Genomic DNA, 26,884 nt, shown 5'->3' with positions numbered 1-26,884 from the left:
GAGGAACCTTCTGCGCTCACCCGTGTCAAGTCCGGGCAGCCTTTCTGTGGAGCCGGAGGTGGCGAGCCAAACGCTTGGAATGAGGAAGAAGATCCAGACGATCGGTGCGTGGCGCGGCGGATAAAGTGCGGCGGCCTGATCGAATGATCTGGCCAGCTTGCGGGTTATCGGCTTTGGGGACGACGTCTGGGCCTCCGGGACCGGGCGGCTTGCAGGAACCACTCCCCATGGCCAACCATAGGAGGAATCCGGTGGGCGACGCACGACCTGCCGGAATGAAGGAGGCCCGATGCCGAAACACCCGACGCCTTGCGGCGCGTGGCCGTCCCCGGTGACGGCGGCGCTGGCTGCGGGCAAAACCGTGACTCTCTCTTCCGTGACCGTTAGCGCGGGCGCTGTGTTCTGGCTGGAGCGGCGACCGGCCAATGGCGGGCGAACGACGCTCGTAGGCTGGCGCGAGGGCGAGGCTCCTCAGGATCTGACCTCGTCCGGCTTCGACGTCGCCACGCGCGTCCACGAATACGGCGGCGGCGCATATAGCGTCGCCGGGCGTCAGGCGGTTCTCAGCCATCGTGGCGACGGCGGCGTCTACGTGCTGAGTTTGGGCGAGGGCGGAACGACGTCGGATCCCGTGCTTGTCGCAGCCGACGATGGACTGCGTTATGCAGATTTCGCGGTCGACCCGTGTGGCGACTGGATTGTCGCGGTGCGAGAGGATCACAGTGTTGAGGGCGAAGCGGAGAACACGCTGACTCTCCTGCCCGCGTCGCCGAACGCTGTTGTCGATGGCGGAACGGTGATCGCGCGTGGCGCGGATTTCTACACGTCGCCCCGGTTTTCGCCCGATGGCCGCTATCTGGCGTGGGTCGAGTGGAGCCACCCATCCATGCCGTGGGATGAGACACGGCTTCGGGTGGCGCAGGTCGTGCGTGCAGACGGAACGTTGCGGCTCGAAAAAATGCGGACATTGTCTGGCGGCGCAGAATCCGTCGTCGAGCCACGCTGGCTGGACGACCGGGCGCTGCTCGCGGCGACTGATCGTGACGGCTGGTGGAACTTGCACCGTTTTGATGCCGCGACTGGAGAGAGACGCGTTTTCTACGCTGCGGCGGAGGAAATCGGGCAGCCGCACTGGGTGTTCGGACAACAGAGTTTTTCTATTTTGCCAGATGGCCGCGTTGTCGCGCTCAGCGTTCGTAACGGCCGGGCGCGTACGCTTCTGCTTTCCCCGGGGGCGGAAGGCGACGCGACGGCGCGTGAAATGGATCTTGGCGCTCCGGAACAATGCCCGGTCCTCGTCGCCGACAGGTCGTCGCCCGTTTTTGCTTGGCTGGACGCGCCCTCCGATCGTCCGGCGGCGATCGTTGTCGGGCGCGAAGGCGAGTTGCCGCGCGTGCTGCGGGCTGCGACGACGTTGCCGTTCGCAGCGGATGACATTGCCGTGGCGGAGGAGATTCGTTTTCCGTTGCCGGACGGCGTCGAGGGGCACGCACTGTTCTATTCCCCGACCAATGCGCGTTGTACGGCGCCCAAGGGCGAGCGGCCGCCGATGATCGTCACGGCGCATGGCGGTCCCACGGCGCGGGCGAGCGAGGCGTTCTCCTTCAAGATTCAGTGGTGGACCAGCCGAGGGTTCGCGGTGCTTGATGTCAATTATAGCGGCTCGACGGGGTTCGGGCGGACGTACCGCAAGCGGCTCGATCTGGAGTGGGGCGTCCGGGATGTCGCGGATTGTGTGGCGGCGGCCCGACATGTTGCGGGAAGTGGCGTGGTCGATCCGGAGCGGATCGCGATCCGGGGCTCCAGCGCCGGAGGGCTGACTGTTCTGGCGGCGTTGGCGGTGTTCGACGTCTTCGCTGCGGGCGTCAGCCTTTATGGTGTGACTGACCTGCGGGCGCTGGCGCAGGAAACGCACAAGTTCGAGGCGCGTTATCTCGACGGGCTTGTCGGGCCGTGGCCGGAGGCGGAGGCGGTGTATCGTGCGCGTTCGCCTCTGTTCATGGCTGATCACATTCGCGCGCCGGTTCTTCTTCTTCAGGGGCTGGAGGACAGGGTGGTGCCTCCGGGACAGGCGCGTGCGATGGTTGAAGCGTTGCGTGCTGGGGGCGCACCGTGCGCCCTCTACGAGTTTCCGGGAGAGGGGCACGGCTTTAGAGACGAGGTTACGATCGCTAGAGTCTTTCAGATCGAGCTGGATTTTTACGGGAGGGTTTTCGGTTTCGAGCCTTCGGGGCTTGCGCTTGCCGCTGAGGACAGGGTCGCGCTCTAGAGGGGCATTCCTGCGCGCCGGGTCAGGATCGCGTATCCTTACCGTATGTCCGCCCGTTTTTCTTCAACAGGAAAGGGTTTCATACGTAGGCCTTGCGGATGTCATCATCCGGCTGGAGGTCTTCGTCTGAGTAGGGCGCCGCTCTGGCAAGGGGACCGCTGGGCTGTGGAGGGGGAGTTTTGGGTATTCGTATTCAAAGAATCCGGCGCTTCGCCCATTGGAGCAGTGTCCTGTCATTAGCGCTGGATGGGGCCCGGGGAATTCTTTTCGTTCCTTTTTCCTCGAAAAGTCAGCACTGTGGTGACGCAAGGGCGCCCACCGCATGAGGCGGGTGCTTAGGGCTCCGCGCCCAGGGCGGGCGCGGTAAGGCTGCGGCAACTCTCTCGTAGGGAGATTTTTCTTTTCCTTTCCCGCTTCCATCAAAGAGAATCTGCAGTGGAAGTTTTGTTTCGATGCGGAAAGGGCGTTTCGTTGTAGCGAAGCATCGGCATGTTTTCGTTACGATCAATAATAGCGAACGCACGGCGTTGCGTTTAGAAAAGATCGGATTCTGGACGGATGAATGACAGTCTTCTCGTCGGAGTGATCGCCGTCGTCGCGGCTACCGGCGGTCTTCTTTTCGGTTATGACACCGGGATCATTTCCGCAGCGTTGTTGCAGATTACCCACGTCTTTTCCCTGTCCGTGCCCGGACAACAAATTGTGACCGCGGCGATTGTCGCCGGCGCTTTGGTCGGGTGCGTCGGCGCCGCGCCTTTTTCGGACCGGTTTGGTCGGCGTCGGACGATCATGCTGGCGGCGGCGATCTTTCTTGCCGGAACCATCGGCGCCGCTGCTGCGCCGGACACGACGGTCCTGACCTTGTCGCGTTTCGTGCTTGGTCTGGCGGTTGGCGCGTCGTCTCAGATCGTGCCTGTCTACATCGCCGAGATTGTTCCAGCCAACCGGCGTGGGCGGCTGGTCGTCCTGTTTCAGATGGCGGTGGTCACGGGCATCACCGTGTCGTTCGTCGCCGGGTATTTTCTGCGCGATCATTCGTGGCGGCTGATGTTCGGGCTCGGCGCCATTCCGGCTGTTGTGCTTCTGGTCGGTATGCTGTTCCTGCCCAACAGCCCGCGCTGGTCGGCGCTTCGTGGCGACTTTCCTGCGGCGCGCGCCGTGTTGCGGCAGGTTCGATCCACCAATGATGAGGCCGAGCGTGAGCTGACGGAGATCATAAACGCGCATGATGCAGAAGCTGGCTGGAAAGAGTTGGCCAAGCCTTGGCTGCGGCCTGCGATCGTGGCGTCCGTCGGCGTGGCCCTTCTCTGCCAGCTGACCGGGATCAATGCCGTGTTGTATTATGCGCCGACGATTTTCTCCGGCGTCGGGTTCGGCGAAGGGTCGGCGCTGCTCGCCTCGATCCCCATAGGGTTCGCGATGGTCGTCGCGACTGTTTTCGGAAGCTGGGCCGTTGATTCATGGGGACGGCGCAAGCTGATGCTTGTGTTCCTTCCGTTCGCGGCGTTGTCGCTCGTCGTGCTTGGGTTTGTCTTCATGATGGGCGCGACGCAGGGCGCCAACCCGTGGGTCGCTGTCGGCGCGCTGGTCGCCTATGCGATTTTCAACGCGGGCAGCCTGTCGGTCGCAATCTGGCTAATAGGCGCCGAGGTGTATCCGCTGTCGGTTCGCAGCAAGGGCATGAGCCTTGTCGCCGCCAGTCATTGGGGCGCCGATCTCATAGTCTCGCTGGTGACGTTGTCGCTGATCCAGTTCATGGGGCCGTCCGGCACGTTCTGGCTGTTCGCCGGGGTCAACGCCGCTGCCGCCGTGTTCGTGTATTTCTGCGTGCCGGAGACGCGGGGACGCTCGCTTGAAGAGATCGAGGCAAGCCTGAGGGAGCATCGGTTCACGGAAGCCTGAAAGCTGCTCAGCGGGCGCTTCTGTCGGTTTGGTCGTCTGGTTTCCAATTATCGGTCAGGGTGCGCAGAAAGGCTGCGATGTCGTCGACATCCGCATCGGTCAGATGTGGGGCGTCTCCCGGTTTGCCGCCGAACGGTGGATCGTCGTTGATGTTGATCCAATAACGACGGGGCAGGTCGTCATAGGGTCGTATGCCGCGTGGTCCATGCGGGTACCAGTGCGCGGGATCGGTGTCCCGCGTCGCGTAAAACGCGATTGCGTCGCGCAGGTTATGCATGACGCCGTTGTGAAAAAAGCTCGATCGCAGAGCGACGTTACGCAGGGACGGCGTACGGAAAAGGCCGCAGTATTCGGAGCGGTCGAGGAAATCTTTCCGCAGGGGACCGCAGAGTCCGAGATCATGGAACTGCGGGTCGCGGTTCGCCGGTATGGCGCGGTTCCTGGGAACAGCGAGCGCGATCATGCCAAAATCGGAAAACAGCGGCGGCGCGCCATCTTTGCGAGGTTCGCTGATGTGGCAGGACGCGCAATTGCCCTTGGCCGGGTCTTCGAACGCGGCGAGGCCGCGCGTCTCCGCAGGAGACAGCCGCGCCTTTCCGGCCAGATAGAGATCATATTTGCTGTTGAACGGATAAAACGTCTTCCAGTCCTGTTCGTACGCCTCAAACGCGTCCTGCGCGACGGAAAGGCGCGATTGCAACGCGCCCGACCGGATCGGCAGCCGGAGTGCGTCCAGTTCGGGGCCGTAACCGGCGCCGACCAGACGCGCCTCAGCGTCCTGCGGCGTTTGGTTCGCCATTTCGTCAGGGGAAAGCAGCGGGATAAGCGACTGAGCCGCTCCCGTATCGACGCGCCCGTCCCAGGTCAGGCCGCCAGTCGGTCCGTTGTCGATGCTCTCGTCGGCCTCGTCTTCAGAGTCGAAGGCATGCTCGGTGAAGCGTGGAACGGCGGCGAGATAGGTCAGGGACGGCGGGGCGCGAAAGCTGAACCGGGTCATCGCGTCGCCACCGGGCTCGACGGCGCGTGCGTCCGGCGGCGCGAAACCGTGGGCTGGATCATGGCAGGAGGCGCAGGACTGGCGACCGGAGGCTGAAAGGCGGGGGTCTCGAAACAAACGCGCGCCCAAATTCGAGAGCGTTTCTACGCGCCTGAAGGCGTCTTCACGGGACAAAGCGGCAGCAGACGCGCTGCGGATGATGGGCGTTGCGAGTCCGGCCAGAATAAGTCCTGCCGTAATGTGGTGGACCAGAGTGATGCGTGTAGCCGCGCCTGCGACCGTCACGTGTGACAGAGCGGGCTTTGCTGGCGCGTGTTGTTTGGGCGGCGGAGTGGTTGGCCGCAGTTTTCGCTTCCGATACATTGCCTTTGCACCCATCGACGCGGCGTCGCCTCGTTCGAAAATCAGCCGAGGAGACTGACGATATGCGTCGCACCCCGCAAGCCGGGCTTGCCCTGCTGGCCGCCTGCGCTTTTGCGCCGCCCCCGGTGGCGGGCGCAACCGCCGTTGCTGGCCACGGTCTTGAGCAGATTCAGACGGTCGTCGTCATTTACGACGAGAACCGCTCGTTCGACAGCCTCTACGGGCGGTTTCCTGGCGCCGAAGGGCTGGCGCAGGCGCCGGAGTCCGCGCGTCTGCAACGTGACCGCAATGGCGAGGTCCTGCCGGAACTGCCGCCTGTGTGGGGCGGCGTGACGATGCCCGGCGTTACGCCGCCGGTGACGCAGGCCATGAGCGCGCACCTGCCGAACGCGCCGTTTTCGGTTGACGGCAAGAGCGGTCTGAACGTCCCCGATTCAGCTGTAACGGCGGATCTGTGGCATCGGTTCTATCAGAACCAGATGCAGATCGATGGTGGCCTGAACGACAAGTTCGTGGCGTGGTCCGACGTCGGCGCCATGCCGATGGGGAACTGGGACGGCTCCCACATGAAGATGTGGGGGATAGCGCGGCGTTACACGCTGGCGGATCATTTCTTCATGGGAGCATTCGGCAGCTCCTTCATGAATCATCAGTGGCTGATCTGCTCTTGCGTTGCGTTTTATCCGCACGCGGATCAAAGCCCGGCCCAACCTTTGATCGCGGTGACGACAGCCGACGGACGGGCCTTGCAGGTGGCGGCGAACGCGCCTGAGTCTGCTCTGGGCGGGCCGCCGAAGTTTGTCCATGACGGCAATCTGACGCCGGATTTCTACGCCGTGAACACGATGCAGCCGCCGTACCAGCCGAGCGAAAACCCACCTGCGCCGGGCGGCGATCCGGCGTTGGCCGACCCTGCGAAGAAGACGACGCTGCCTCCGCAGACCGCGCCGACGATAGGCGACGTCATGACTCGCGCAGGCGTCAGCTGGGCGTGGTATTCCGGTGGGTGGGACTATGTTCTGACTCACGGGTTGCGGTCGCGCGAGGTGCAGTTTCAGACGCATCACCAGCCGTTCAACTACTTTCTCGCCTACGCTCCGGGCACGGCGGCTCGGCGAGAGCATCTGCGCGACGGCGGGATGGCGGGCGCGGCGTTGCTCGCCGACATCGACGCCGGGCGTCTGCCACAGGTTTCCTTCTACAAGCCGCAGGGGACGTTGAACGAGCATTCCGGCTATGCGGACATCATGTCGGGCGACGCCCATCTGGCGAACCTGATCGAGCATCTGGAGCGGAGCCCGCAATGGGGCCATATGCTTGTGATCGTCACCTATGACGAGAACGGCGGCCTGTGGGACCATGTGGCGCCGCCCAAGGGCGATCGCTGGGGGCCGGGCTCCCGCGTGCCGGCGATCATTATCTCGCCCTTCGCAAAACGGGGCTTCGTCGATCACACTCCGTATGACTCTGGTTCCATTCTACGGTTTTTGACACGCAGGTTTGGTCTGGACGTGTTGCCGGGGCTGCAGGCGCGCGACGCCGCTATCGCGGCGCACGGCAATGCGCCGTTGGGGGACTTGAGCAACGCGCTGACGCTGGGGAAATGACGCCGGGTCGTGCGACATTCACAAGCATGGCTCGCTGGGTTACAGGATCGAATATGACGCGCTTTCCAAGGCTTCGCCTCTCTTTGCTCACCGCCGCGATCATTGGCGGTCTTGCGGCTTTTCCTGCCGACTCCTCTTGGGCGGAGGACAGTTTTACGCCAGCGCAGCGGCAGGAAATCGTCGCCATCGTGCGCAATGCGCTCAAGACGGACCCGACGATCCTTGCCGACGCGATCACCGCGATGCGCGCGGAGACCGAGGCGCAGCAACAGGCCAAGGGTCTGCAGGCAGTGCGCGCCAACCGCGCCAAGCTCGCGGGTTCGTCCGGCGACATCGTTCTGGGCAACCCCAAAGGCTCCCTTTCGGTCGTGGAGTTCTACGATCCGCGATGCCCTTATTGTCGCAAGGTTTTGCCGGATCTTGATAAGCTCGTGGCGGCCGAGCCTGATCTGCGACTGGTTGAGAAGGTTGTTCCTGTTCTTGGTCCGGCGAGTCAGATGGAGGCGCAGGCCATTGCCGCTGCCGGGCTGCAAGGCGGCTACCTCAAGCTTCAGCAGGCGCTCATGAGCGACTCCCAGCCGGCTTCGATCGCGCGGATCCGGGCTTTGGCGACCGCTGCGGGTCTGGATGCGGACAGGCTTGAGCGGGATATGAAGGGGCCGGACGTCGCTGCAATCCTGCACGAGAACATGGACCTCGCGCGTCAGATCGGGCTGGAAGGCACGCCGACATTTTTAATCGGCGAGAAGGCGATCATTCCGGGGGCAGCGTCGTTCGAGGATTTGAAGTCGTCAGTGGACAGTCTGCGCAAGCCGGGTTGAACTTTTGGCGACGTTGAAGTCTCGAAGCGGGTAGCTACGCCGTGAACTCACCCGTTCACCTGAGGTGTGATTGCTCTGAACAGGTCGAGTTGAGCGCGTTCTCGCTCGTCAAGAGAGAGCGATGGCGCCGCCAGATATATCCGATGGTTTCGCGAAATCGAAGTTCGGGGCGTTTTTCAGTCAGTTGTCGCCATTACCCTGTAAAATACGTCCACGCCTTCGGCTTTCGTATCGACGATTGTAGCCTTCAGCGCGTCTGAGTCGGTTCCAGCAGGTGCCTCGACAAAGACGGTGGCAGGAGAGGTTCGTGAGCCATAACGGCGTTTCGTCGTGTTGTAGCCGTCGCGCCCATAGCATCCGCTATCAGGTGCACGCCACGGTTCAAAAATGGACACGTCCGGCGCAACGGCCTGAAGCTTGCTGACAAGAGCTGGTCTGGTGTTGCGAGGAGCTATGAGCGTCTGCTGGATTCGCGCGATATATGCGGTATCTGTTTCGGAAGTGACTCGTGCGAGATCGCTTCCAAAGTAATCTGCGGCCGCAGCATCAATAAAATTTCCTGTACTGCTTTGCAGACGCGCCTGATTCGCAGTGTAGGCGAGCAGCGCGTGCAGTTGAGCCCAGGGCCACGCGAACCCGGTCAGCAGGCCGTCCAGAACGGGCGTGCTGTTTTCTTCGGTTGATGGAAACCATCCTTGCGGCAGCACTGCGCGGATACGCGCGGCCATATCGTCAAGATCGCCGATCGCCATGAGTTTTCAGATCCTGTACTGGTATATATTCCGAATAATCACGAACTGATCAGTGTGACCGCCACCGACGCGGCGCGCACGACGCTTCCTGTGTCGCCGCCGATGTCCGCTGCAGCTCCATTGACGGTAACAATCCCCACACTCTTTACGAGGGTTCCCGCCGCCGTAAGTGCAGCGCTGGAGATTCTTGTGTAACTACAGGTGGCGCCGACCGCGAGGGCGTTGACGTATGCGAGAACGCCACTTTCCACGGCGGTTTGCACAGACGCCAGCACGACGCCGTCGGCGAGCGTGACAGGCACGACGATTACCGCCGGAACCAGCGCTGCGCGAATGGTGGCCGTTTCGACGCCACAGGCGCGTTGCGCTTCGATCGCCGCCTCGACGCTTGCTACGGTGGCGTCTGGAGCGTCACCAGAACCGTCGTCGATCGCCGCGAAGAAAAATCCAGGACGGTAGACGCTGTCGGGCGTAGCATTTTCGATGACCTGATAAGTCAGGTTAGACGATACGCCAGCGATGGCGCCCTCAACGGCCTTCAAGGTCGCTGAAGACAGGGACGCGAACCAAAGAGTCACGCGCGCTTTCACAGCCGCGTCGCTCTCCTGATCGGATCCATTTGTGGCGGCTGCAAGATTGGAACAGGTGTCGATACCAGAGATCTGCGTGCCCAAAAGATTGAGCACACCCGCTGTCACGTTCCCAGTCGTTCCAGAGGTCGAACATTGGACCGGGCACGTGATGGACGCCACTCCTTTTGCCCGGATATATCCGCCGGCGGACGTCGACCAGTAGGGATTGGACGTGTCGGACACGACGGAAAACGAAATTGTTCCATCTGAGGACTTTACGATTGCTCCGACAGGAACGACGGCGGAGGAACTCTGCGGCGCGAGACAGATGAATGTCTCGGTAGTGGTGGCGGCCGTCGCGCCTAACCGGCTCATACCGAATTGGGCGATCCATGAATCCACATCCTCGCCATAAGAGGACGCCAGACGCGTCGTCGCCAGAACCTGAAGCAGAAGATATTGCAGCCACAGTGCGACCGTCGCATTGGCTTCCATCAGGGAGCGCGAGACAGAACCGGTTGTGAAGTCGAGAAGGGACTTGCAAGCGCCCTGAGCGGCGGCGGCGGCGTTAGACACCATGGTCGAAAAATTTTGGAGCGAAGGGGTCATATCAAAGTTCCAGCGCGACAGTGTCGCCTGTTTCCGTGTTCCTGTATGTTATCGAAATACGCGTAATGCTTTGCCCCGATCTGGTGACGGATACGATCGGCGCGGGTGTCGAAGAGACCGACGCTTCAAGCAGGATTTGTTGGGAAATCAATGTCTCCAGATCCGCAGGAACGTCCGAGCCTCCTACTCGACCCGGAAGCCCCGCCCCATAAGCGAGAGAAAATATGTAATCTCCCGCATTCGTCGCGAGGCGGCGAAGAATCCTCTGGTTCGAAGCGTCAACGCCTGACGCCACCGCAATGTCGCCCGAAGAGCCCAGTGTCAGATCCGAACCCGGGACATGATAGGCGTCAGGCATGTTCTCGTTCCGATCGTTTGATGTGCGTGCGAGGGATGTCATCCTGAAACAGGCGTGCCGGAGACGCTTGACCCACTTTGTACGCCGCGGTGTATATGTTGTTCCAAACTAACCCCGGACGTCGAAATATCGCCCTGAGCATTGATGGTTCCTTGAACGGAAACATCTCCGCGGATAATGAGGGGGCCGACGACAGTAACTCCGCTTTCAGATACTACGAGTTCAGTATCGGCAATTTTCACGCCAAATTGCCCTGCCTGAAGAACGACGTCTCCAAGCGCGGAAAAAGTAGGAGGCATCGAGACGGCGTCGAAAATTCTTGTTACTACGATATAGTTGTCCCCATCGCCCTGTACTGTCTCAACAAGGACATGAGAGCCTAGTTCCGAGGGCGCGTAGCAGACAGTCGAACCCACGGCGATCGCCGTATCACAGATCCAGCCTGTTTCTGTGTTCTCAGGTTGAAGCCTTACCTTGACCAGTCCGGCGGACGGATCGACGGCGCTCACGACGCCAAGTCGAGCGCGTCCTATTCTGCTGGCGTGCGCATGCATTTGCATGTCAAGGACGCTACGTAAGCTACTCACGAGGCATCCTTCAGATTGCTTCTGTTTCTCAGGGTAATACTTTGCGCTATGCGAGGGCCGTTCACAGAGAAAATGACTTCATCAACGGTGTATGGAACTCCGTCAAACGAAGTTCCGGTTCCTTGAATGGTCACGCGCTGGCGCGGCGATATGGACAGAGACGGATGGACATTCATGGACAATGTCCTGGCGTGAGCCATCGTTTCATTGTACTTCTGTCGCGCCAGAGCGGCGCATTCATCCAGCGTTGTGCCAACGGCGGCGGTATAAGCGTAGCCGAGACCAGCTGCTGATATGTCCGACGGGTAGGTCGCGGAGTGAGAGACTCTTTGCCGAGCGTCCCATGCAGAAACGGTTACTGCGGTGCCGTCAGAATATGCGACCCTTCGAGAAAGCCCGAGATTCCACACAGACGAAACGGGATATTTTGTTTCTGAATCGGCTTGCTTCCAATTCAAATATAAAATTTCACTGTTTTCGTCGGGGGCTTTGAAATAAAGAGTATTTCCGTCGACCCATAGGTCGTAACCATATCGTCGTTGCATTCCGACGCAGAAATCCCATGCCGTCTGGAATCGGTGCATGCTGCGAAGGCCGTGAGCTTTGTGTTCGTACTGATAGAATTGTCCGACGAGACCGGATGTCGTATCGACGTCCGGTGTCAGGCCGACTTCCGTAGCCAACTGAGAAATTGCGTCTGAAGCTGTAAAATTTAGAAACGATTTCCCGGAAAGTTCGCGCTCAATGAGTCGTGCTGATCGGTCTCTGCCGGAGACGACCACTTTGTTACCGGCGGGGGTATAGTGTGCGTGATCGACAACGCCTCCAAAGAGAAGAGAATAGGGTTGGGTTCCCTCTTCTTGGCCATGTGGAAGAAATCCCAAGTAAACTTCGATAGGTAATTCAAATGTTCCGACATCAGGGTCGAACCAGTACGGAGATGACGCCTCCACGGGTAAAGTTAAGGAAAACGTCCCAGATTCAGACAATCTCGTTTTCTTTATATGAATGTTTGAGGCGTCAGGCAGCGCCGTTCCGTTAGTCATGACCAGAAGGCGAGGTCGCACCACTGAGTCGCCTACGGCTACGGGCTGGTTTAATGTAAGCATGGGTCGTTTCTCACAATGTGGGGTGGCGCGTGGATTCAAAGTTAACTGACTTTCGCAGTATTCTGAGAATCGGGCGTCACGTAATCATGTCTGATCAACGCCTCCGGATTGGGTTGCATCGACTGGTGGCACTGCTATGGTTATGATTCCAGGAATCCAGATATCGCTAAGTGCATTGAGGCTCATTATTCTGTTGGCCTGGGTTGCATCGCCCAATAGACGGGCGGCGACATGCCACAAAGATACATCAGAAGGACCAATAGTTCGAATATTCGCCATAGTCAGGATTCTACCGTCAAATTTGATGCGCCAGTTGCAATGTTTACATTTGCCGTTGCGCGAGTGACGTACGCGTTGGTAGATGCGACAGATGCCAAGATACCAGAATGTCCTACTGCAGCCGAAAGGGCGCTCATACTGCCGACGACATCCGGTCCCGAATTTTCTGCGATTGAAGAAAGCTCCTGCCCTGATAGACCCATCATGGAATACAGGGATGAGCTCAGAGAACTCAATTGCGCTCCGGCGCCGTTGAGAGACGACGTGGAACTCGTAGCCGAAAGACCTCCCGCGACTGTCGCCGCGCCGGTTAGCTGAGTGTACAACGTTGTCATCGAGTTTCCCGCTCCAAAAAGGCTCGCTAGAGGAGTTATTTGACCAGCGTAGACGCCCACCGCCGACGTTATCCCTGCGGCGTATGAAGCGAGGGAACTCATCGCGGCGGAGAGTGTTGACACTGCCGCCGCTCCGTCGGAGCCGATGAGGTTGGCCAGCGCGGATTTTGTGCCGTTAAGCGGGTTTGAATTGGAGGGTACAACCTCGCAGCGTATGTTGTACGGAACAATATTTCCATTTTCTGTATATATCGCCTGAAACGACGTGATTATCACTTGCCTCGACAACGCAGCGCCGACAAACGAAAGCACGTTACCCACGCGGGCCATAGTTTCAAGAGCTTGGGCTCGCGTCACGGCGTTATAACCACGGAAAATGCCACTCCACTCTAGGGGGGCGTCGAAATATCCCTCTTGCGAAATCGTCTTGGCTCCGCCCGGAGCCCATGAAACTGATGTACTCTGAATTCCTCCCCAAGGTAAAAAAGAGGGAACCTCAGTGTCGAGAAAAACAAAGGAACCGAGAGAAAACGCGCGCGCGCTTGATAAGGATGCGATAGCAGAGGCTGTTCTTAATAAGCTCGTCATGTATGCCATCCTGGATAGCTAGGTGTTGCTTGTGGCCATGACAGTGTGGAATGCGCTGGTGCGGCCGATAGTTCATTCACCAGATGAAGGGTCACGGCATCAGCAAATTCGTTTATACTCGGTTGGTAGGTCGCTGAAGATTTCTGATGTGCAAAAATAGAACGTTCAACATGCGTATAGCGTGGCGAATGGGGTTCGCTTCTGTTAAATTTATCAGAAGAATTTTGAAAAACCTCAAAATTTTTCTGCTCTGCGTCGCGTGATGTGTGCAATTGAAATGGAGCATTAGCGAAAGTTTGATACGGAATCGGAGTGAATTGACTTCGTGCCGAGCGTAATTTGTTACTGGAAATGGGGAAAGAAAAAGAAGAGCTCCCTGGTTCATCTGCAATGAGTTTTTTTAAATTTTCTTGTTTAAATAGGTATTTTTTTAATTCATAAGGTGTTGTTGCGGGATGTTTTTGGAGAAATTTTGTAAATGAATGTGTGTTTTTTATCGTTGGAACGTTATCTTCTGAGGGTTGTATAAATGACGAGTGGCGTGAATATTTTCTAGATATTGTATAGTTAATGTTCGAGTTTTTTTTCGAAACAAAGTAATGGGATTTTTTTGATCGATTCGATTTTATGTCCCCCAAAAAAACTTTATACTTATATGAAAAATCGTGATCCATCGAATAAATAGAAGAATTATTTAAAATTGTGTTATTTTTATTATATAATTGTCCGTATTTATTTATTTTACTCAGAATTTTTGTGATATATTTTTTTGAATACAAAGAAGTTCTATTATAAAAGATTGAATTTTTTGAATTATGTATATTTTCTTTTGAATGCAGAGAATTTTCTGTACAAAGGATTCTTGAGCTCGAGGGCTTAGCGTTGGGACTTGTTAAATCATTGATTCGAAATTTTTTATAATTTCCGGATTTTTCTAGGTAATCGTTCTTCTGTTCAGTATCTTCGTGCGAGATTTTATGCGGAATGGTATTTTTAAACTTAATTTTTTTTTTAAAATCATTTTCTGCAAGTAAATAAAATGTGGAAGGTTTTGCTGCCCTATTTATAGAAACGTTTGGATCTCGAAATGAAATGTGTATAGGATTTTCATCGCGGCCTTGTTTTTGATGTTTTGTTCCAATTTTCACCTTAGGGTCAACAGAAAACTTTCGGATCTTCGCGTAATATAAAAAGTTAAATCTAATACTAGATTGTTTTCGTATAGTTTTCTGTAACGTTTTCAGAATAATATTGCGAGGTGGAATGAAAATATTTGTTTTATTTTTTAAACTGAAGCCAAGGATGCGAGGCCTAGAAAACTCGATTGAAGACACGGCTTAGACCTCGTGACCTATAACGTTGATACAAATTGAATTGTCATCAAGACAACAATATTTGATTGTTGAAAAAATATTGCTCTCAACCCAGTGATAAATATTAATATATAAGGTGAAATTTTATGGTGCTGTGCAAATTTATATGAAGCAAAAAAGCACTAATTATCTGTGCAATTTGTCCATGTGCCGCTTTCCCAATTATAAACCCCTCCGTCCAGTTGACCTGCAACCACTAACGCGGCGGCACGCAATCGTGGATCCCAACCGCAGATCACGTCATAGGGGACGTTGGCACGTAACAAACCCATGAGTGTAGACAAGGACGGAGAGTATGTTAGTTTTTTATTTCGGTTTTTACCTTCAAATCAGATGCTGATTCGAGAGAGTCAATGTGACTGTGCAACGCGTCGAGCCCGTCGCTCCCGATCTGATTAGCGAGATCTCGGATCGTTGCATGATTGCGGGGAAACGGAATGGGAACCCCATCGATTGCGCGAATTGAGCACCATGTCTGGACTACGTTTATGTACGCTTGATTTTGCGATCCGTCACCGCATGCGAGCAAAAGGTCCAGAATTTCTCCTGGATTCAACTCCCTATACTCCAGCTTTCTTCCGCTGGTGGTCGTTAGTATGACAAGTTCTTTATGGTAGATAGACACAGTTAAATCTCGCGTCGTTGGCTGGCAAAAAAGGTCACTGTCTGCGTCACTATATTTTCCGCTTGAAAGGAGCCAGCGTTAGTAAACGTCAATGCAAGTCCGCTATACTCATATTTCGATGTTGTTCCATCCGACTCTTGAATGTAGCAGTAAAGAACGCCGGATGAAATCGAATTAGCGTTCCAGTAAGCAAGTTCATCCGAGTCGAATAGTTTGTCAAGCGCCGAATTTCCGCGATCTATGGTAAATGAACCGCGCCACCCGGCTGGAGTACTGAATTCTACCGGGGGTTTGTTAAGAGGATTTGTTCGCTGTCGACGACTTTCCTGTTGAACAGAAAAATTCACGACATCCTGCAGATCGATACGTTCGCCATTCCAGATGAGAACGATTGATCCTTGACGGCCGATTGTGTAGGGAGTGCTCATGTATTTGCGGTGACAGTAACGTCAGCGCCTCCGTTTATATTAAGAATGAATTTTCTGTTGATTCCGAAATATGTTACGCTAACGTCAGCCTGAAGATAACCTAGAGCGATTCTCGATTGCGGATTATTCTTTGCCGAACATGTCACGGAGTACGCAGCACTGCCAGACGCGGTTCCAATAATACCTTGACTTTGAAGATCGGAGAGAAAACCCGTAAGTGTTGCATCAATGTTTGAAAATAATGTCTGTGAAATTGGCTGACCAACATACACACCCATCCCGGACGCCACTGTGCCGACGATGAAATTTGTTACACGTGTATATTCATCTCCGTCAATTTCTGCGTTGCTCGACACATTGAAACCACCCCGCACACACCAATAACTGCCACCAGGCGCAGGGTTGCAGACAACATCTAACCCGTTCTGAAACAAAGAGGTCAGCTCGGCGGAGGAATAGGTTGTTACTTGTCCTGTGCTTGAGAGTCCGGACTTCTGACTGCCAATCACGCCGTAAATTTGTTTGTTCAGGCTCGGAAGCTGCGGCGAAAGGCAAGATAGACATCCGGCGACGAAGCCCTGAGCGGGAACCAGGCGTGTAACTGCATTTTCAGTGTCATACCAGTACAGCCAATCACCAAACATAACTTTTAGCGCATAGGAGTCGACGCCGGCGGAGGTCCGTGTGGACACGGCGCTATTGATTGTATCGCCTGAAGGACCAGAAGTAATCATATATACCCCCTCCTGAACGCCGAATGCCGCTTGCGTCGACCATGTTGTGGCGTCTGTTACGCCGGCCAGGACGCCGAGGCTGCATTGTTGTCCACGGAGCGCATACATTCCGGTACGTTTGAGGTCATCAGAACCAATCAACGTCTCGGCGGTTACGCCGGAGGTTCCATCAGAGCCGTTCATAAGATACTGGTCCGTAATGATCGCTGGGGACACGGTTGTCCCGGTTCCCAATGAGGCGACAACAAGAGTGCTGGGACCCCGTGTCGCTGACTGGCCACTATTGACCGCAGCCACGACCGTAGCCCAGAAGCCGGCGTTGCCCCCTTCCGTCGACAGATTATCGAATGACTCAGGAACGGCGTTTGGCATTTGGACAACCAGCTTCCAGGTGCCGGGAGCTGAGCCTGCAGTTAACTCGACGCTGATGGTGTTGCCAGCGGAGCCGGTGTAAGCGGCTGACAGCATCATTGGATAGCTGGATGACGTGGTGTCGTATTGCAAAGCGTATGTCGCCGCGGCATCTGTACCGTCTGTGACACGCACGCCCACGAAACTGCTTGCTCCCTGAACGATAGCGACTGAGGCGGGAGTAGCAAGGTCGTAGGATGTCTGCTGCATAGGACCGAACAGGACGACACGCTCCTGAGAGGTGCCGAAGACGCAGGGAGCGTTGACGGGGCCCCAGGACGCTGTTCCAACGACACCTATGGTGTTTGTGCCGACGCCGGCCAGAGAGGTGGCGCCAGCTGTTTGAATCTGAACGTACAGGTCAGGTACGGACAACGAAGCGGTGTTTAGTTCGCCGCTTTGAGATATCGTCGCCATTAAATCGGCGCCTTTTCTTTGGGAATAGAACCGGTCTGAGGGACGGCGACGTTGATTTGCCGTACATAATCCGCTTGACTTGATGAAAGGATATTAGAAACTTCAGTTGGAGAGGAAATTACTTGTCCTTTCTTATAGGATGCAAATGGCGTTGTGACTACGATGGACTTATTCATTCCGCTTCCTTTTTGTGTGGTTACGATATGCAGGCGTGCTTCGTATATTACGTGATGATAGGTAGTTCTGGATAAAGTGTTTCTTGCTCTAACTTTTGTATAGCTGACCCCACAGCGGAAACACGCTCGTCATTTGATCCCGATGCTAAATATGTTGGTGCTATCCAACCACCTTCGGCGAATTCATTCCATGCATAGAGAAGTCCGGCGCCGCACGTAGTGGATGAAGTTGATTGAATAAACTCTGCCATGCTTGCAACATGATCAGCGAGCGCGTCGGGGGTTGCCGTCTCATAATAATCTTCAACATTAAGACTCGGATCGAGAGGATAAAATGCTTGCGGATTTTTTATGAGCGGGCGTTGATCCCAGCCGGCCATAGCAGTAGGCATCATCGGAAATCCGGACGCCGCGCGTGCGCTCCAATCCGCCGCTGCGGCAGCGGTTAGCGACGAATACGGTTGCGTCGCGCCGTTAAGCCGTGGCGTACAATATGCGCCCGACGCATCGGCGCCGGCAGAATTTGCGGCGGTGGTGTTGTCGTAATCTTGAAGCGCAGCCCCGGAGAGGTATACGATATAAGGATCCTTTCCCGTTTCATGGCCAACTCTGCTTCGGATGTAGGATACAGCCCCACTTATTCCAGAGGGTAACTCGCTAAGTTGGCCGCTATTTGCATCCAGCATTAAATACAGGGGTCTTCCGTCGAGTACAGTAAAGTAAAAGTCGTTTGACATCAGATCGATATCACGGTGCAGCGCTGGGCTATATCCATCAACCCCGCTGAGGTCACCCCAGTTTGAAGATTGGCCGAGCATACAAAATTGTAAATTTCCTCTTTTGTTGCTCGAAAGATATAAGGATAGAGCTGAACTTAATGTGTTTGATGGTAAATAGGAATCAAATGCCCAAAATGATAGTCCGGCCGACAATGCAGCAGTAATTTCCAGATCAATGGAATCCTGAGTTGCAGTCGGCCATGTGACAGAGCCGTCCGTCATTATCGAGGAATTTGCCGGCAAGCGATATTCCCACTGCCCGTCGGATAACGCTACCGCGCATTGTTGATCAATCGTGTTCGTCATATCGTACCATGCGTCAAAACGAATGGCGCCGATTGGTGGGGCTTTGGGCGGAGTGTATGTGCCCAAAACCCCAAATGCCCATGCGTCGTTAACTACGCCGACGGGCCATAGAGTAGGCGCTACGGCTTGCGTTTCAGTCCAACCGTATTCAAATGTCCATATCAAATCGAGGCGGTATAGGCCCTCATTTAAACTGGAGTCAATTGCGTCACGTTTGACAAATTTTAATGGTCCAGAATCAACGTCACGAAGTAACTCATCCCCGGCTAACAGAGCAGTCATCACACCACTCTCCAGCGTGTCACGGTAAGCAATCGACGGCGCGAATAAAGAGATGCAAAATCCTTCTTCGATGCGACATAGCTCACGTTCTATGGAAATATTGCTAGAAATTTTTGCATAAAATGTTCGCGCGGATGAGTTCAAGAGGGACGAGCCTGTAGTTACGATTGTAGAGCGGCCGACCTCCCGAATTTGTGCCCCGATTTTCTGGGCGACGAGGGTTGCCGTATCGCCGATCGATACATACACGGGATAGGCTACATCATCCACGACTGCGCCCGCCACTCCGCTTGCAGTGGCGACGCCATTGAATTGTAATACTCCGTTCGACGTTTTCGCTGTTATTCCGATATCGCTTTGAGTGCGGCTGGGGATCCATCCTCGCCCGTACCGCGTCTTATCACGAGTCATCCCGGACTTTTGATTAACCGTGATCCAAGCGAGTGGAGATGCTGCCGTCAAATCTGCGTTCAGTTCTGCGGCCGGGGGCCATCCACGGGCAATTTTTACGTCAAAATCAAAAATACTTTCACTAGATGACTCGCTCGGATACACGAATGAAGCAATTTTTTCTGCGAGAGATTGTTCGATATCAGCAGTAGTGATTGTCATAGTTGATCGATTTCGAGATCTGCGCGCAGGCCATAGGGAGATCGTTCCACTCCGGAAATATGGTAACTTGAATTGAAGTTGTCGATAACTCGTAATCCGATTTTTACCTCGATTGTCGGAATGTTTGGCATTAAAAGTGAGTATGCCTGAGCTGGAACGTCGGTGGGCAATCTGGCGGCAGGTGGCTTTCCAGAATGTTTTGCTAAGAGGGAAACTGGCCAGTTCTCGGCTATCATAGTATAGGCGCTGAGCACCGGACCTTGAGGAGCTTGGAGGCCAACTGTGTTTTCGTTTGTGAACGAGCCGCAGCGCCATAGAGATATCGTCGCATTCGTCAACGTGACTAAGAGTGCGCGTGCTGGTTCGCAGCGACAAACGAAGTAAGTGTCCTGCAAACAATTTTCCGTGGCAAGAACTGAATTTGTGACTAGGTAATCGCCGGGTAATATGTTGGAGTTGTCTAGCGCTGCATAACGAAATGTGTGTCCCCATGGTGCGGGTGTTTTGACGGAAAAATTTGGTACGTCGTCAAAAATACAAAAAAAATCGTCGATCGGATTCCTGTCTACGGGGGATTGTGAAGAGAGCGACCTGTAATGTAAAGTTGGAACGCCACATGATTGAGACGCTTTCTGAAACCCTAAAGCTATCCTATTTTGTAGACGGAAGATATCCATTAAACGTTCAATCGAACTGAAAATGTGGACCGTGCTGGGCCAGGGGGGATACCTAGGAATTGCACCAACTCTAACCGCTGCTGGTTGTACAAGTCGACGCGATCTTTTACTTCATCTTTGTTACGAGTCCAAATTGCAGCTTTGTCAGTATCTATTTGATTGGCCGCGTCAGAAGGCCCTGTTTCGAGTATAACCAAAGTGGAAAGCATGCCCCTGACGACTGAAATTTCTGACATAGATAAATTTGTAAGCCGAAATTCAAGCTGACCATAATGATCAAAAAAACGCCATGAAGAAAACCCGACGTTCTCGCTTCCAAAAGCAGGGTACCAGCAGTACCTACGGACGTTGACGCGCTCAATGTCGGTTAGGGTATTTGAGTTGGACGTTTCGCTCATAGGCTGTACCCTAAAATCCGAATTCCGATTTAGCCAAGAGATTTTTTAGAAATATCTGATGTGAATGCGGCCAAATATTTAAAATTCGGCCGCAATACGCTTAGGTCACAGGCTTTCGATAACCACGCCACGTTTCAAATAGCTGTTTGTAGCAGTGGGAATAATCGAGGGATTTACGGTTGCGTCGGTGGGAAGCGCAAAACCGCCGATCCAGTACCATGATTGGGCAATAATCTGTTTTAGACGATCGAGTGGTTCTCGGGTGATCATCATGATCCCGTCAAGATTTTCGATCAAGGCGCGATCGCTGTCTGGAATCTCGACAACGCCATTGTAATCGCCTTCGATCAAGGCTCCCTGCCCGCAGACAATAGCACGATGGATTACGCCAGCGCCCAAGGATGCCTGAAGAGGCGCTTCTGTAGTCGGGATAAAGCGGACACCCAGCAACTCAACGACGGATCCGGCGCGATAAGTATCACTGCCGTATGCCCCTCTGTATAGGTATTTGAAATCTCCATCGCGAAATAGTCCAAGCATCTGCTGATCGTCGAGATAGCAGTGATATGCTCCGTCGATTGTCGGAACATTGTTCATGCGCAAAGCGGCCACCGCCGCAAGAACGGTCTGAATGCCGAGAGTATCGCCTGGAACATACGTGCTGGACCCGTAATTGCCGGTGGGGGCGACTAGCTGGGCTGTCGTTAGACGATTATTTGGGCGAAGCACCAATGGCGCAGTGGAGGCGACCACAGGACTGCCGGCAACCGCGTCGCTGACGGCTACGGATGTGGAAAAAGTCAATGTGCCAGACTTTCCCAACGGCGCTGTCGAGACATTGACTGCGTCCGCCGTGGCGGCGATCAGGGTATACGCGTTGCTGCCGATTGTTACGGTCATTCCCGACGACTGCGCCACCGACACAACCTGTCCAGAGGAGTTCAGGAGCGACAGAAAGCCACGTATATCGTCCACGGCCACGTCGGCGCCTGCAGCGCTGAGGGCGGTGGTCACACGCGTGTTGCCACCAATGTATCCGCCTACCCCCCCGATTCCACCGCCGAACAAGGTATTGCGAGCAATACGATCAAGAGACTGAAGAGCCTGGATGCCGTTCGTATTGGCATTTGCGAGAAATTGATCGGCAATTCCTACGCCTTCGCTGACCACATTGAGGTCGATCGTGTCTCCATACTGGTTAATCGATAGCGTATATTGTTCGACAGACCAGCTTGATGGAGTCAATCCGTTATCGAAGTTGGTGTTCTGAGACGGATTCATTGGCGTGGTCACTGGGGCCTTGAGGCCCTTGCGTGTTTTCGTGATGCTTTCGCCAATTCGGTTAGGAAAAATTTCTCGGTCGGCAATTGCGCGAAAGGCAATTCGAGACTGGAGCCCTGCAGTGAATTCGCGCGCCAGATAGCCCTGTTGGATGATGGGCTGTAATTGTGCCGGAAAATTATCAATCGCCAATTTAAATCTTCCCTACTTAATTTGATCGCCGAGCGTATGACGGCGCAACTCTCTTCAAGGACGCACGGTACTCGGCGTCGGTCATGTCGCGGACCGAGGAAAAGACCGGGGTTCTCTCTCTTGGAGCGACTGCCGGACGTGCGGCGCTTGTCTTTCTGTTTTCGCCGTCCTTACAGGAAAATAGAAACGGTTTATTCGATTTCAGAGCGGAAAACGCGTCGTCGACGCCGACTATTGACCCGTCTTCAGATATGGAAACTCGCGATGTGTCGAGAAGCGGTAGGCAATCCATGTCGACAAAGCCTACACCAATTGCTGCCTCACGAATTGCGGCGTTACGCTTCATCAGGGAGATTTCTGCTACGCGAGCGTCCGCACTGGCCTGTGCTTCGGCATGAGCATTCGTGAGCTCGGCTTCGAGTGCGACTGAACGCGCCCGCGCTTCCGCAAGATCGGCCTGCACCTGCGCAAGCTGTCCCGAAAAGGCGTTTGCAACGCTGTCGGCAGCTGACTGAGGTCCCTGTGAAACGTCACGACCGGCGTTTTCGTTGCCCAAGGATGAGCTGTGTTTGTCAGAACTCATTTATATCTCCGAGGTATCGCGATCCTCGACCGCGGCTTTGAGGGCTTTTAAGCGTTGATCATGCTCCGCGAGATCGCTCATGATTTTCTCACGCTCCTCATGAATGTGTGGGACTCTGGTCGCCGGTCTCATCATCTTTACGGCGGTGTCCATCGAAACAGCGTTCGCGGTCCTGGCGGCTTGCACTGCATGGGCCATAGTTTGCATGTCTCCAAAAGTCGGTTCAAACCACGGAGGCCATATCAGAGATAAATTCTTGGAATTTATTGGACCGTAGGATTTTCCTGATATTTTCACGTCTGGTATTGATTCGGTAATCTTGCAAATTAACCTGAGGAGGGAGAGCAAGCCTGATTCGCCGTAAGATCGTCGAAGACGGCCGGTCAGCCACGTCAATCCCAGGCACATTAACTCCATGGCGCGCCCGGACTGTGCCGCGCTTACGCGATCACCTTGCGCACGGTTGCCGTGCATAGCTTCCAACGCCAGGGAGCGAAGCGCTTCCCACATACTCAGCGACGCAGTTGCTCCAGTACCGTTAATCTCGAGAAGTTTCGCGTCGCCGCCCGCTGGTACGGATATCGCGTAAGATGGGTCCTTGGGGAGCGACGCGGAAATACCGCCTGACATTTGGTATTCGTCACCGGAGAGTACCATTGTAGGGTCCGCCGAGTAGCGCAAACCGCGAACCGTTTGGGAGAGTAGATAGTCAGCGTCTATCATCGCGTCGATCCCGGCAGAGAAGGTGCTTTTGCCATCGGGAGCTGTGGGATCAATTGCGGGTAAATTCTTTATCCATATGATCGGCGTTACACCCAAGCTATGGGTCGTAGAGCGATCTTGATCCCTGATCAGATTTTCCTCCCCAGGAAAACCGTCTGTGACGGGTACGGGTTGGTACCAGATTGTCTCCTTCTCGGTGAAATCTCGGATAAACCAGTAGTTTCCTGGTTCGAAGTAGCCAATGTTCGATCTGTTGAGCGAGTCCGCATCAACAACATATTGTTCCCGAACCATCACAAGTCGACTGGGTTCTGATATGGAAAATGTTGGTTCTAGATAACATGTTCTTTTTATTTCTATAGCGAGTTCGTTGTCTATAACTTGCACCAATATTGCTACGGAGCCCACCGATCCTATAATCGCGGCTTGCTCCATCAAAGATGGAATACCGCTATCGAAAATGATTGAATGAAGCTTCTGTTCACGGACGGGGTCGTCGCTCCCGTCGTCGAAACGGGCGGTGACGAGTGGCCAATGTGAAGCATTAAAAAGCAGGGATGTTGAATCCTCGACAACGACGTTACACAGATGCGTGCGGACTGATGGTCGCCTCCGATTGATGGGGATGTAAGATCCATCTGCTCCACAACTTTTGAAAAACGGGTGAGGAATGTGATCGTATAGAGTTCCGTCCAGAACACGACTAAGCGCAAGAAGTTCCCGGGCCCGAGCAGATAATCGATTTGAGAACATCATGCCTTTTTTTAATTCAGACCAATCCATCACTTCTCCTTTGAAATATGTAAAATACAAGAAGTTTTATTTGTCAGAAAGCGCGGCATTGATATTATTTTGATATAAAAATCAGCGATTTAAAATGCTTGTTTTAATTGTAGAAAATTTATCATGTCCAAAACGTGCAACGAAATAATACCCGGTGGCATCGACAAGATGATCGAATCCTCCTGTCTTCTCCGGTTCGCTCGATCCGCTTTTATATGAGTAACGTTCGTAGGATTCTATACTCTTTGAGCAATGCGAAGATACGAATGCCTTTCGAATCCCGAGTGAGTTTTGAAACATCGCATTTGTAAAATTTAACCTGTCTCTGACAGGTGGCGCTCGATTCATTATGAAAATTTGGAAGCCGAAATCGCGTAGAATAGATATATCGGTATGCCCGCCCGAAGAAGTTCGACGCGCCTGACCGGCTGGGTCCGGATATATCGTGATATGTGATAAAGCTACGCGCGACGAAGAAGAGAAGTCATTTTCGAAACGTCCATATCGCCGCCTTATTTCGTTGCCCATTTCCGAGGTGTTTGAAGTGGAGAGAACCAACTCGTCCACCTGGCACGTTATAATTTGCCCGCCAGCATCCAGATTTTCCTGCCAAACAGTCGCCGACATGGGGTTTATGTTGAAGTCCAGCCCAATATGTAGTGTTGAGTTCGGATCGTAAGCTACTTTTTTCACAGATTCGGATCTCGAAAAAGAGTAGAGACAACGTCCCGAGAAATTCTCGAACGAAGCTTCGTATTCTTGGCGATACTGCCGAGAGTCAAGGGTATCGCGAGCTCCGTTTATTTCATGAGCAGGGACGTTGCCACCGTCCATGGTTGTATAAAGGCAAGACCACCAACCTGCGTGCTTAGTTTCGCCAGGTTGTCCCTTCATGTAGAAGTCGTAAAAATTCCCATATCCTTTCGGAGTGCCAAGAAACAATGCATGTCCTTGCGTTGTCGCCAGCATGGGACGCAGTATTTCTGGCCATACCGCATCAGCTACGTCCGCCCACTCGTCACCCAGAAAAAAAAATAGGCCTGTCCCTCGGAGCGTGTCGTAATTGTCGAGGCCAACGATGCGAACTGTGTGGCCATAAGGTTTGCACCGTATAGTCAGTTCGCTTTCGTTTGGACTCGTGAGCAGCCATTGGGCAGGAATGAATCGCTTCAATCTGGGCCAAAATATCCTCTTGGCTTGCTTGTAGGTGGGAGCACCATACCATATTTCGTTTTCTGGCGGTATACCGCGAGTTATCGCGATACGTACGGCTCGACGAATCTCCTCGGCAGCTAGATACGTTTTCCCGAAACGACGTCCACAGACAGCGACCCGGAATCGTGAATTGTTGTCCCACCCGGCGTTGTAAATGGTCATTTGAGGGCGTGTCAGCGCGCGCTGGAAGGCCATCTAGTCGCAGATCTTGCCAACTGCGAGCATCACAGGCGATGGATCCGAATTGATTGCCTGCATGATCGAACTCGCCGCATCTTCTGAGCCAGCGGTGACGCTGTTTTCTCGGTCACGTTGTTCAGAACGGGTGAGACGGGCGGAACTTTCTCTGAGAACGGCTGCCAGCAATTGTGGGTTGGGAGAGCGGTCTATAACAGGCTCTCCATCATCCCCCAGGATGATTGCCCCTTTTTCTCCGCGTCGAATTCCCGGGATGCCCGATATAGCAAAATCTCTTACAGTTGCAATGAGGTCATCGTGAAACACGGAGAGCGCCAGTGTGAGGCGTGGCCGCTCGTCTGCGTGGTGTTTGAGGAAGCGATAAAGATCGTCCAAAGAACGCCCGATGAGACGTATGCAGTGTGAAGTATTTCCATTTTTAGCGACGCAGTCGCACAATTGGCTAAACTCGTCCTGCGTCATGAATCTGCGCTGTCTACGCATTTAGCCGCCAAGACGACGATTGGGGGTGCGGCGTCCATTCCAGACCGATGAGGAACTCATCAGCGCGCCTGCGGGTAGAGCGATCGCGCTGGCGCTGCTTGAGTGCCCAAAATCTTCGGCCTTTCGCGCACGAATTTCCATCGCCGCGATGAATTCGATTTGGTCCAAAACATTCGATTCTATCATTCCGCAAATGGCCATATCTGGGTGTCGCGTAGTTCGTCCCAAGACGCACAGGATAGCCGGTGTTTCTAAATGAATGTCTTCTTCCAGATGTAACATTTCCGGCGTCAAAAAAATAAAAGCACGATGATCATATGCGGGTTCAATTTCAAGGGGCGAGCAAATAAGTTCACCATTCGACAAAACAAAAATAACTACGGCGAATTTTTTACGAAAAGCTATGATGTCTCCACGACTGATTTTACTCATGGCTACAACTCCTTCCGGATAAAAAACGAAGACAACGAGCGGTCTTGACGAGTAGAAACAAAACTTTTCATTTGGATGGCGCCGCACGAAATGGAGTTTCCTGCAGCCAAGGGTTCCCAACCGTGCACTTTGCGGCGTTCCGAGACGTTTTTCATGGCCCCTTGAGATAATCCAAGTTCAACAGATAATCTGTGAATATAACTTCTGCTTACGCCAAGGCGTCGTGCTGTTTGTCGGACGGATAAGCGTTCATGATGACAGCCTGGAAGGGCCAGAACGCAGCGCTCTCTTTCTGAATCGTCAAATTTTCGTGCCATACTCTAAACCGCAAAAGAATGTTTGACGTGTGCATTTTCAGCCGTGGAGATCCGGCCGTTTATCTTTGCTCTATGCAAGTTACGTGAAGCTGTATTGAGTCGCCGATGGCGCGCGTAATCGCGAGTACAAGAGACGCTCATATATATTTTCCGAACTTTGGATTTTATCTTGCATTACTAGGTAATGCATGTCCCTTTTGTCGTGTATCTAAGAGTATATTACATGTCCCCAACTATTCACCAAACGACAATCTTCGCCACAGTCCGTCATGTGGCGCGTGTAAGTTGCTTTCGGACTGCGCGCCTGTTGG

At 54.1% G+C, this 26,884-nt stretch carries 21 protein-coding genes; 4 read left to right on the top strand and 17 right to left on the bottom strand.

Annotated elements, in window-relative coordinates:
* Positions 1-289 precede the first annotated feature (289 nt).
* Together HK28_RS03085 and HK28_RS03080 are read left to right on the top strand one after the other, a co-directional pair.
* Complete coding sequence (locus tag HK28_RS03085) at positions 290-2,269, top strand: S9 family peptidase (RefSeq protein WP_086643153.1); 1,980 nt, start codon at positions 290-292, stop codon at positions 2,267-2,269.
* A gap of 558 nt (positions 2,270-2,827) precedes the next feature.
* Positions 2,828-4,171, top strand: coding sequence for a sugar porter family MFS transporter (locus tag HK28_RS03080; protein WP_086643152.1), 1,344 nt, complete (start codon positions 2,828-2,830; stop codon positions 4,169-4,171).
* Positions 4,172-4,178: 7 nt separating this feature from the next.
* On the opposite strand, the gene HK28_RS03075 is transcribed toward HK28_RS03080, so the two are convergent.
* The gene (locus tag HK28_RS03075) at positions 4,179-5,453 is read right to left on the bottom strand and encodes a cytochrome-c peroxidase (protein ID WP_233140313.1); all 1,275 of its coding nucleotides are present in this window, start codon (positions 5,451-5,453) and stop codon (positions 4,179-4,181) included.
* 140 nt (positions 5,454-5,593) lie between these two features.
* Here HK28_RS03075 and HK28_RS03070 point away from each other — a divergent pair, with 140 nt between their 5' ends.
* Complete coding sequence (locus HK28_RS03070) at positions 5,594-7,138, top strand: acid phosphatase (RefSeq protein WP_086643150.1); 1,545 nt, start codon at positions 5,594-5,596, stop codon at positions 7,136-7,138.
* Between the two features lie 53 nt (positions 7,139-7,191).
* Entirely contained in the window at positions 7,192-7,959 is a 768-nt protein-coding gene (locus HK28_RS03065; RefSeq protein WP_233140312.1) for a DsbA family protein, read from the top strand.
* Between the two features lie 176 nt (positions 7,960-8,135).
* Here the strand turns inward: HK28_RS03065 and HK28_RS03060 are convergent, their stop codons facing one another.
* The 16 genes from HK28_RS03060 to HK28_RS02985 form a co-directional block, all read right to left on the bottom strand.
* A complete protein-coding gene (locus HK28_RS03060; protein ID WP_086643149.1) occupies positions 8,136-8,711 on the bottom strand; it encodes a hypothetical protein in 576 nt (191 codons plus the stop codon).
* A gap of 38 nt (positions 8,712-8,749) precedes the next feature.
* Complete coding sequence (locus HK28_RS03055) at positions 8,750-9,892, bottom strand: baseplate J/gp47 family protein (protein ID WP_086643148.1); 1,143 nt, start codon at positions 9,890-9,892, stop codon at positions 8,750-8,752.
* A gap of 1 nt (position 9,893) precedes the next feature.
* Positions 9,894-10,250: a phage tail protein gene (locus tag HK28_RS03050; protein WP_143217304.1), complete on the bottom strand. Its 357-nt coding sequence runs from the start codon at positions 10,248-10,250 to the stop codon at positions 9,894-9,896.
* Between the two features lie 38 nt (positions 10,251-10,288).
* Positions 10,289-10,759: a hypothetical protein gene (locus HK28_RS03045; protein WP_158093377.1), complete on the bottom strand. Its 471-nt coding sequence runs from the start codon at positions 10,757-10,759 to the stop codon at positions 10,289-10,291.
* A gap of 74 nt (positions 10,760-10,833) precedes the next feature.
* Complete coding sequence (locus tag HK28_RS03040) at positions 10,834-11,883, bottom strand: phage late control D family protein (RefSeq protein ID WP_143217303.1); 1,050 nt, start codon at positions 11,881-11,883, stop codon at positions 10,834-10,836.
* A gap of 344 nt (positions 11,884-12,227) precedes the next feature.
* Positions 12,228-13,148, bottom strand: a complete 921-nt coding sequence (locus HK28_RS03030) for a hypothetical protein (protein ID WP_143217302.1) — start codon at positions 13,146-13,148, stop codon at positions 12,228-12,230.
* Positions 13,145-14,296, bottom strand: coding sequence for a hypothetical protein (locus HK28_RS13680; protein ID WP_158093376.1), 1,152 nt, complete (start codon positions 14,294-14,296; stop codon positions 13,145-13,147). The genes HK28_RS03030 and HK28_RS13680 overlap by 4 nt, the downstream gene beginning before the upstream one ends.
* 852 nt (positions 14,297-15,148) lie before the next feature.
* A complete protein-coding gene (locus tag HK28_RS03020) occupies positions 15,149-15,574 on the bottom strand; it encodes a hypothetical protein (protein ID WP_086643141.1) in 426 nt (141 codons plus the stop codon).
* Positions 15,571-17,136: a phage tail protein gene (locus tag HK28_RS03015; RefSeq protein ID WP_086643140.1), complete on the bottom strand. Its 1,566-nt coding sequence runs from the start codon at positions 17,134-17,136 to the stop codon at positions 15,571-15,573. Before HK28_RS03015 ends, HK28_RS03020 begins: the two co-directional genes overlap by 4 nt.
* 223 nt (positions 17,137-17,359) lie before the next feature.
* Entirely contained in the window at positions 17,360-19,291 is a 1,932-nt protein-coding gene (locus HK28_RS13675; protein WP_143217300.1) for a hypothetical protein, read from the bottom strand.
* 1,180 nt (positions 19,292-20,471) lie between these two features.
* On the bottom strand, positions 20,472-21,839 hold the full coding sequence (locus HK28_RS03010) for a DUF4043 domain-containing protein (RefSeq protein WP_086643139.1): 1,368 nt from the start codon (positions 21,837-21,839) through the stop codon (positions 20,472-20,474).
* 16 nt (positions 21,840-21,855) lie between these two features.
* A complete protein-coding gene (locus HK28_RS03005; protein WP_086643138.1) occupies positions 21,856-22,422 on the bottom strand; it encodes a phage scaffolding protein in 567 nt (188 codons plus the stop codon).
* Entirely contained in the window at positions 22,423-23,928 is a 1,506-nt protein-coding gene (locus HK28_RS03000) for a phage portal protein (protein WP_233140311.1), read from the bottom strand.
* A gap of 81 nt (positions 23,929-24,009) precedes the next feature.
* Complete coding sequence (locus HK28_RS02995; protein WP_086643137.1) at positions 24,010-25,338, bottom strand: hypothetical protein; 1,329 nt, start codon at positions 25,336-25,338, stop codon at positions 24,010-24,012.
* Entirely contained in the window at positions 25,339-25,803 is a 465-nt protein-coding gene (locus HK28_RS13670; RefSeq protein WP_143217299.1) for a hypothetical protein, read from the bottom strand.
* A gap of 21 nt (positions 25,804-25,824) precedes the next feature.
* On the bottom strand, positions 25,825-26,256 hold the full coding sequence (locus HK28_RS02985; protein WP_086643135.1) for a hypothetical protein: 432 nt from the start codon (positions 26,254-26,256) through the stop codon (positions 25,825-25,827).
* Positions 26,257-26,884: the final 628 nt, after the last annotated feature.

The organism is Acetobacter sp. DsW_063, from assembly GCF_002153745.1.
GTDB lineage: Bacteria > Pseudomonadota > Alphaproteobacteria > Acetobacterales > Acetobacteraceae > Acetobacter.
The sequence above is the reverse complement of the archived record's forward strand: the minus strand, read 5'-3'. Positions and strand labels throughout refer to the sequence as shown.

Coding starts and splice junctions, on each gene's coding strand:
- HK28_RS03085 (WP_086643153.1), top strand. CDS start 290: ATGCCGAAACACCCGACGCCTTGCGGCGCGTGGCCGTCCCCGGTGACG.
- HK28_RS03080 (WP_086643152.1), top strand. CDS start 2,828: ATGAATGACAGTCTTCTCGTCGGAGTGATCGCCGTCGTCGCGGCTACC.
- HK28_RS03070 (WP_086643150.1), top strand. CDS start 5,594: ATGCGTCGCACCCCGCAAGCCGGGCTTGCCCTGCTGGCCGCCTGCGCT.
- HK28_RS03065 (WP_233140312.1), top strand. CDS start 7,192: ATGACGCGCTTTCCAAGGCTTCGCCTCTCTTTGCTCACCGCCGCGATC.
- HK28_RS03060 (WP_086643149.1), bottom strand. CDS start 8,711: ATGGCGATCGGCGATCTTGACGATATGGCCGCGCGTATCCGCGCAGTG.
- HK28_RS03055 (WP_086643148.1), bottom strand. CDS start 9,892: ATGACCCCTTCGCTCCAAAATTTTTCGACCATGGTGTCTAACGCCGCC.
- HK28_RS03050 (WP_143217304.1), bottom strand. CDS start 10,250: ATGCCTGACGCCTATCATGTCCCGGGTTCGGATCTGACACTGGGCTCT.
- HK28_RS03040 (WP_143217303.1), bottom strand. CDS start 11,883: ATGACTAACGGAACGGCGCTGCCTGACGCCTCAAACATTCATATAAAG.
- HK28_RS03030 (WP_143217302.1), bottom strand. CDS start 13,148: ATGACGAGCTTATTAAGAACAGCCTCTGCTATCGCATCCTTATCAAGC.
- HK28_RS03020 (WP_086643141.1), bottom strand. CDS start 15,574: ATGAGCACTCCCTACACAATCGGCCGTCAAGGATCAATCGTTCTCATC.
- HK28_RS03015 (WP_086643140.1), bottom strand. CDS start 17,136: ATGGCGACGATATCTCAAAGCGGCGAACTAAACACCGCTTCGTTGTCC.
- HK28_RS13675 (WP_143217300.1), bottom strand. CDS start 19,291: ATGACAATCACTACTGCTGATATCGAACAATCTCTCGCAGAAAAAATT.
- HK28_RS03005 (WP_086643138.1), bottom strand. CDS start 22,422: ATGAGTTCTGACAAACACAGCTCATCCTTGGGCAACGAAAACGCCGGT.
- HK28_RS03000 (WP_233140311.1), bottom strand. CDS start 23,928: ATGGATTGGTCTGAATTAAAAAAAGGCATGATGTTCTCAAATCGATTA.
- HK28_RS02995 (WP_086643137.1), bottom strand. CDS start 25,338: ATGGCCTTCCAGCGCGCGCTGACACGCCCTCAAATGACCATTTACAAC.
- HK28_RS13670 (WP_143217299.1), bottom strand. CDS start 25,803: ATGACGCAGGACGAGTTTAGCCAATTGTGCGACTGCGTCGCTAAAAAT.
- HK28_RS02985 (WP_086643135.1), bottom strand. CDS start 26,256: ATGAGTAAAATCAGTCGTGGAGACATCATAGCTTTTCGTAAAAAATTC.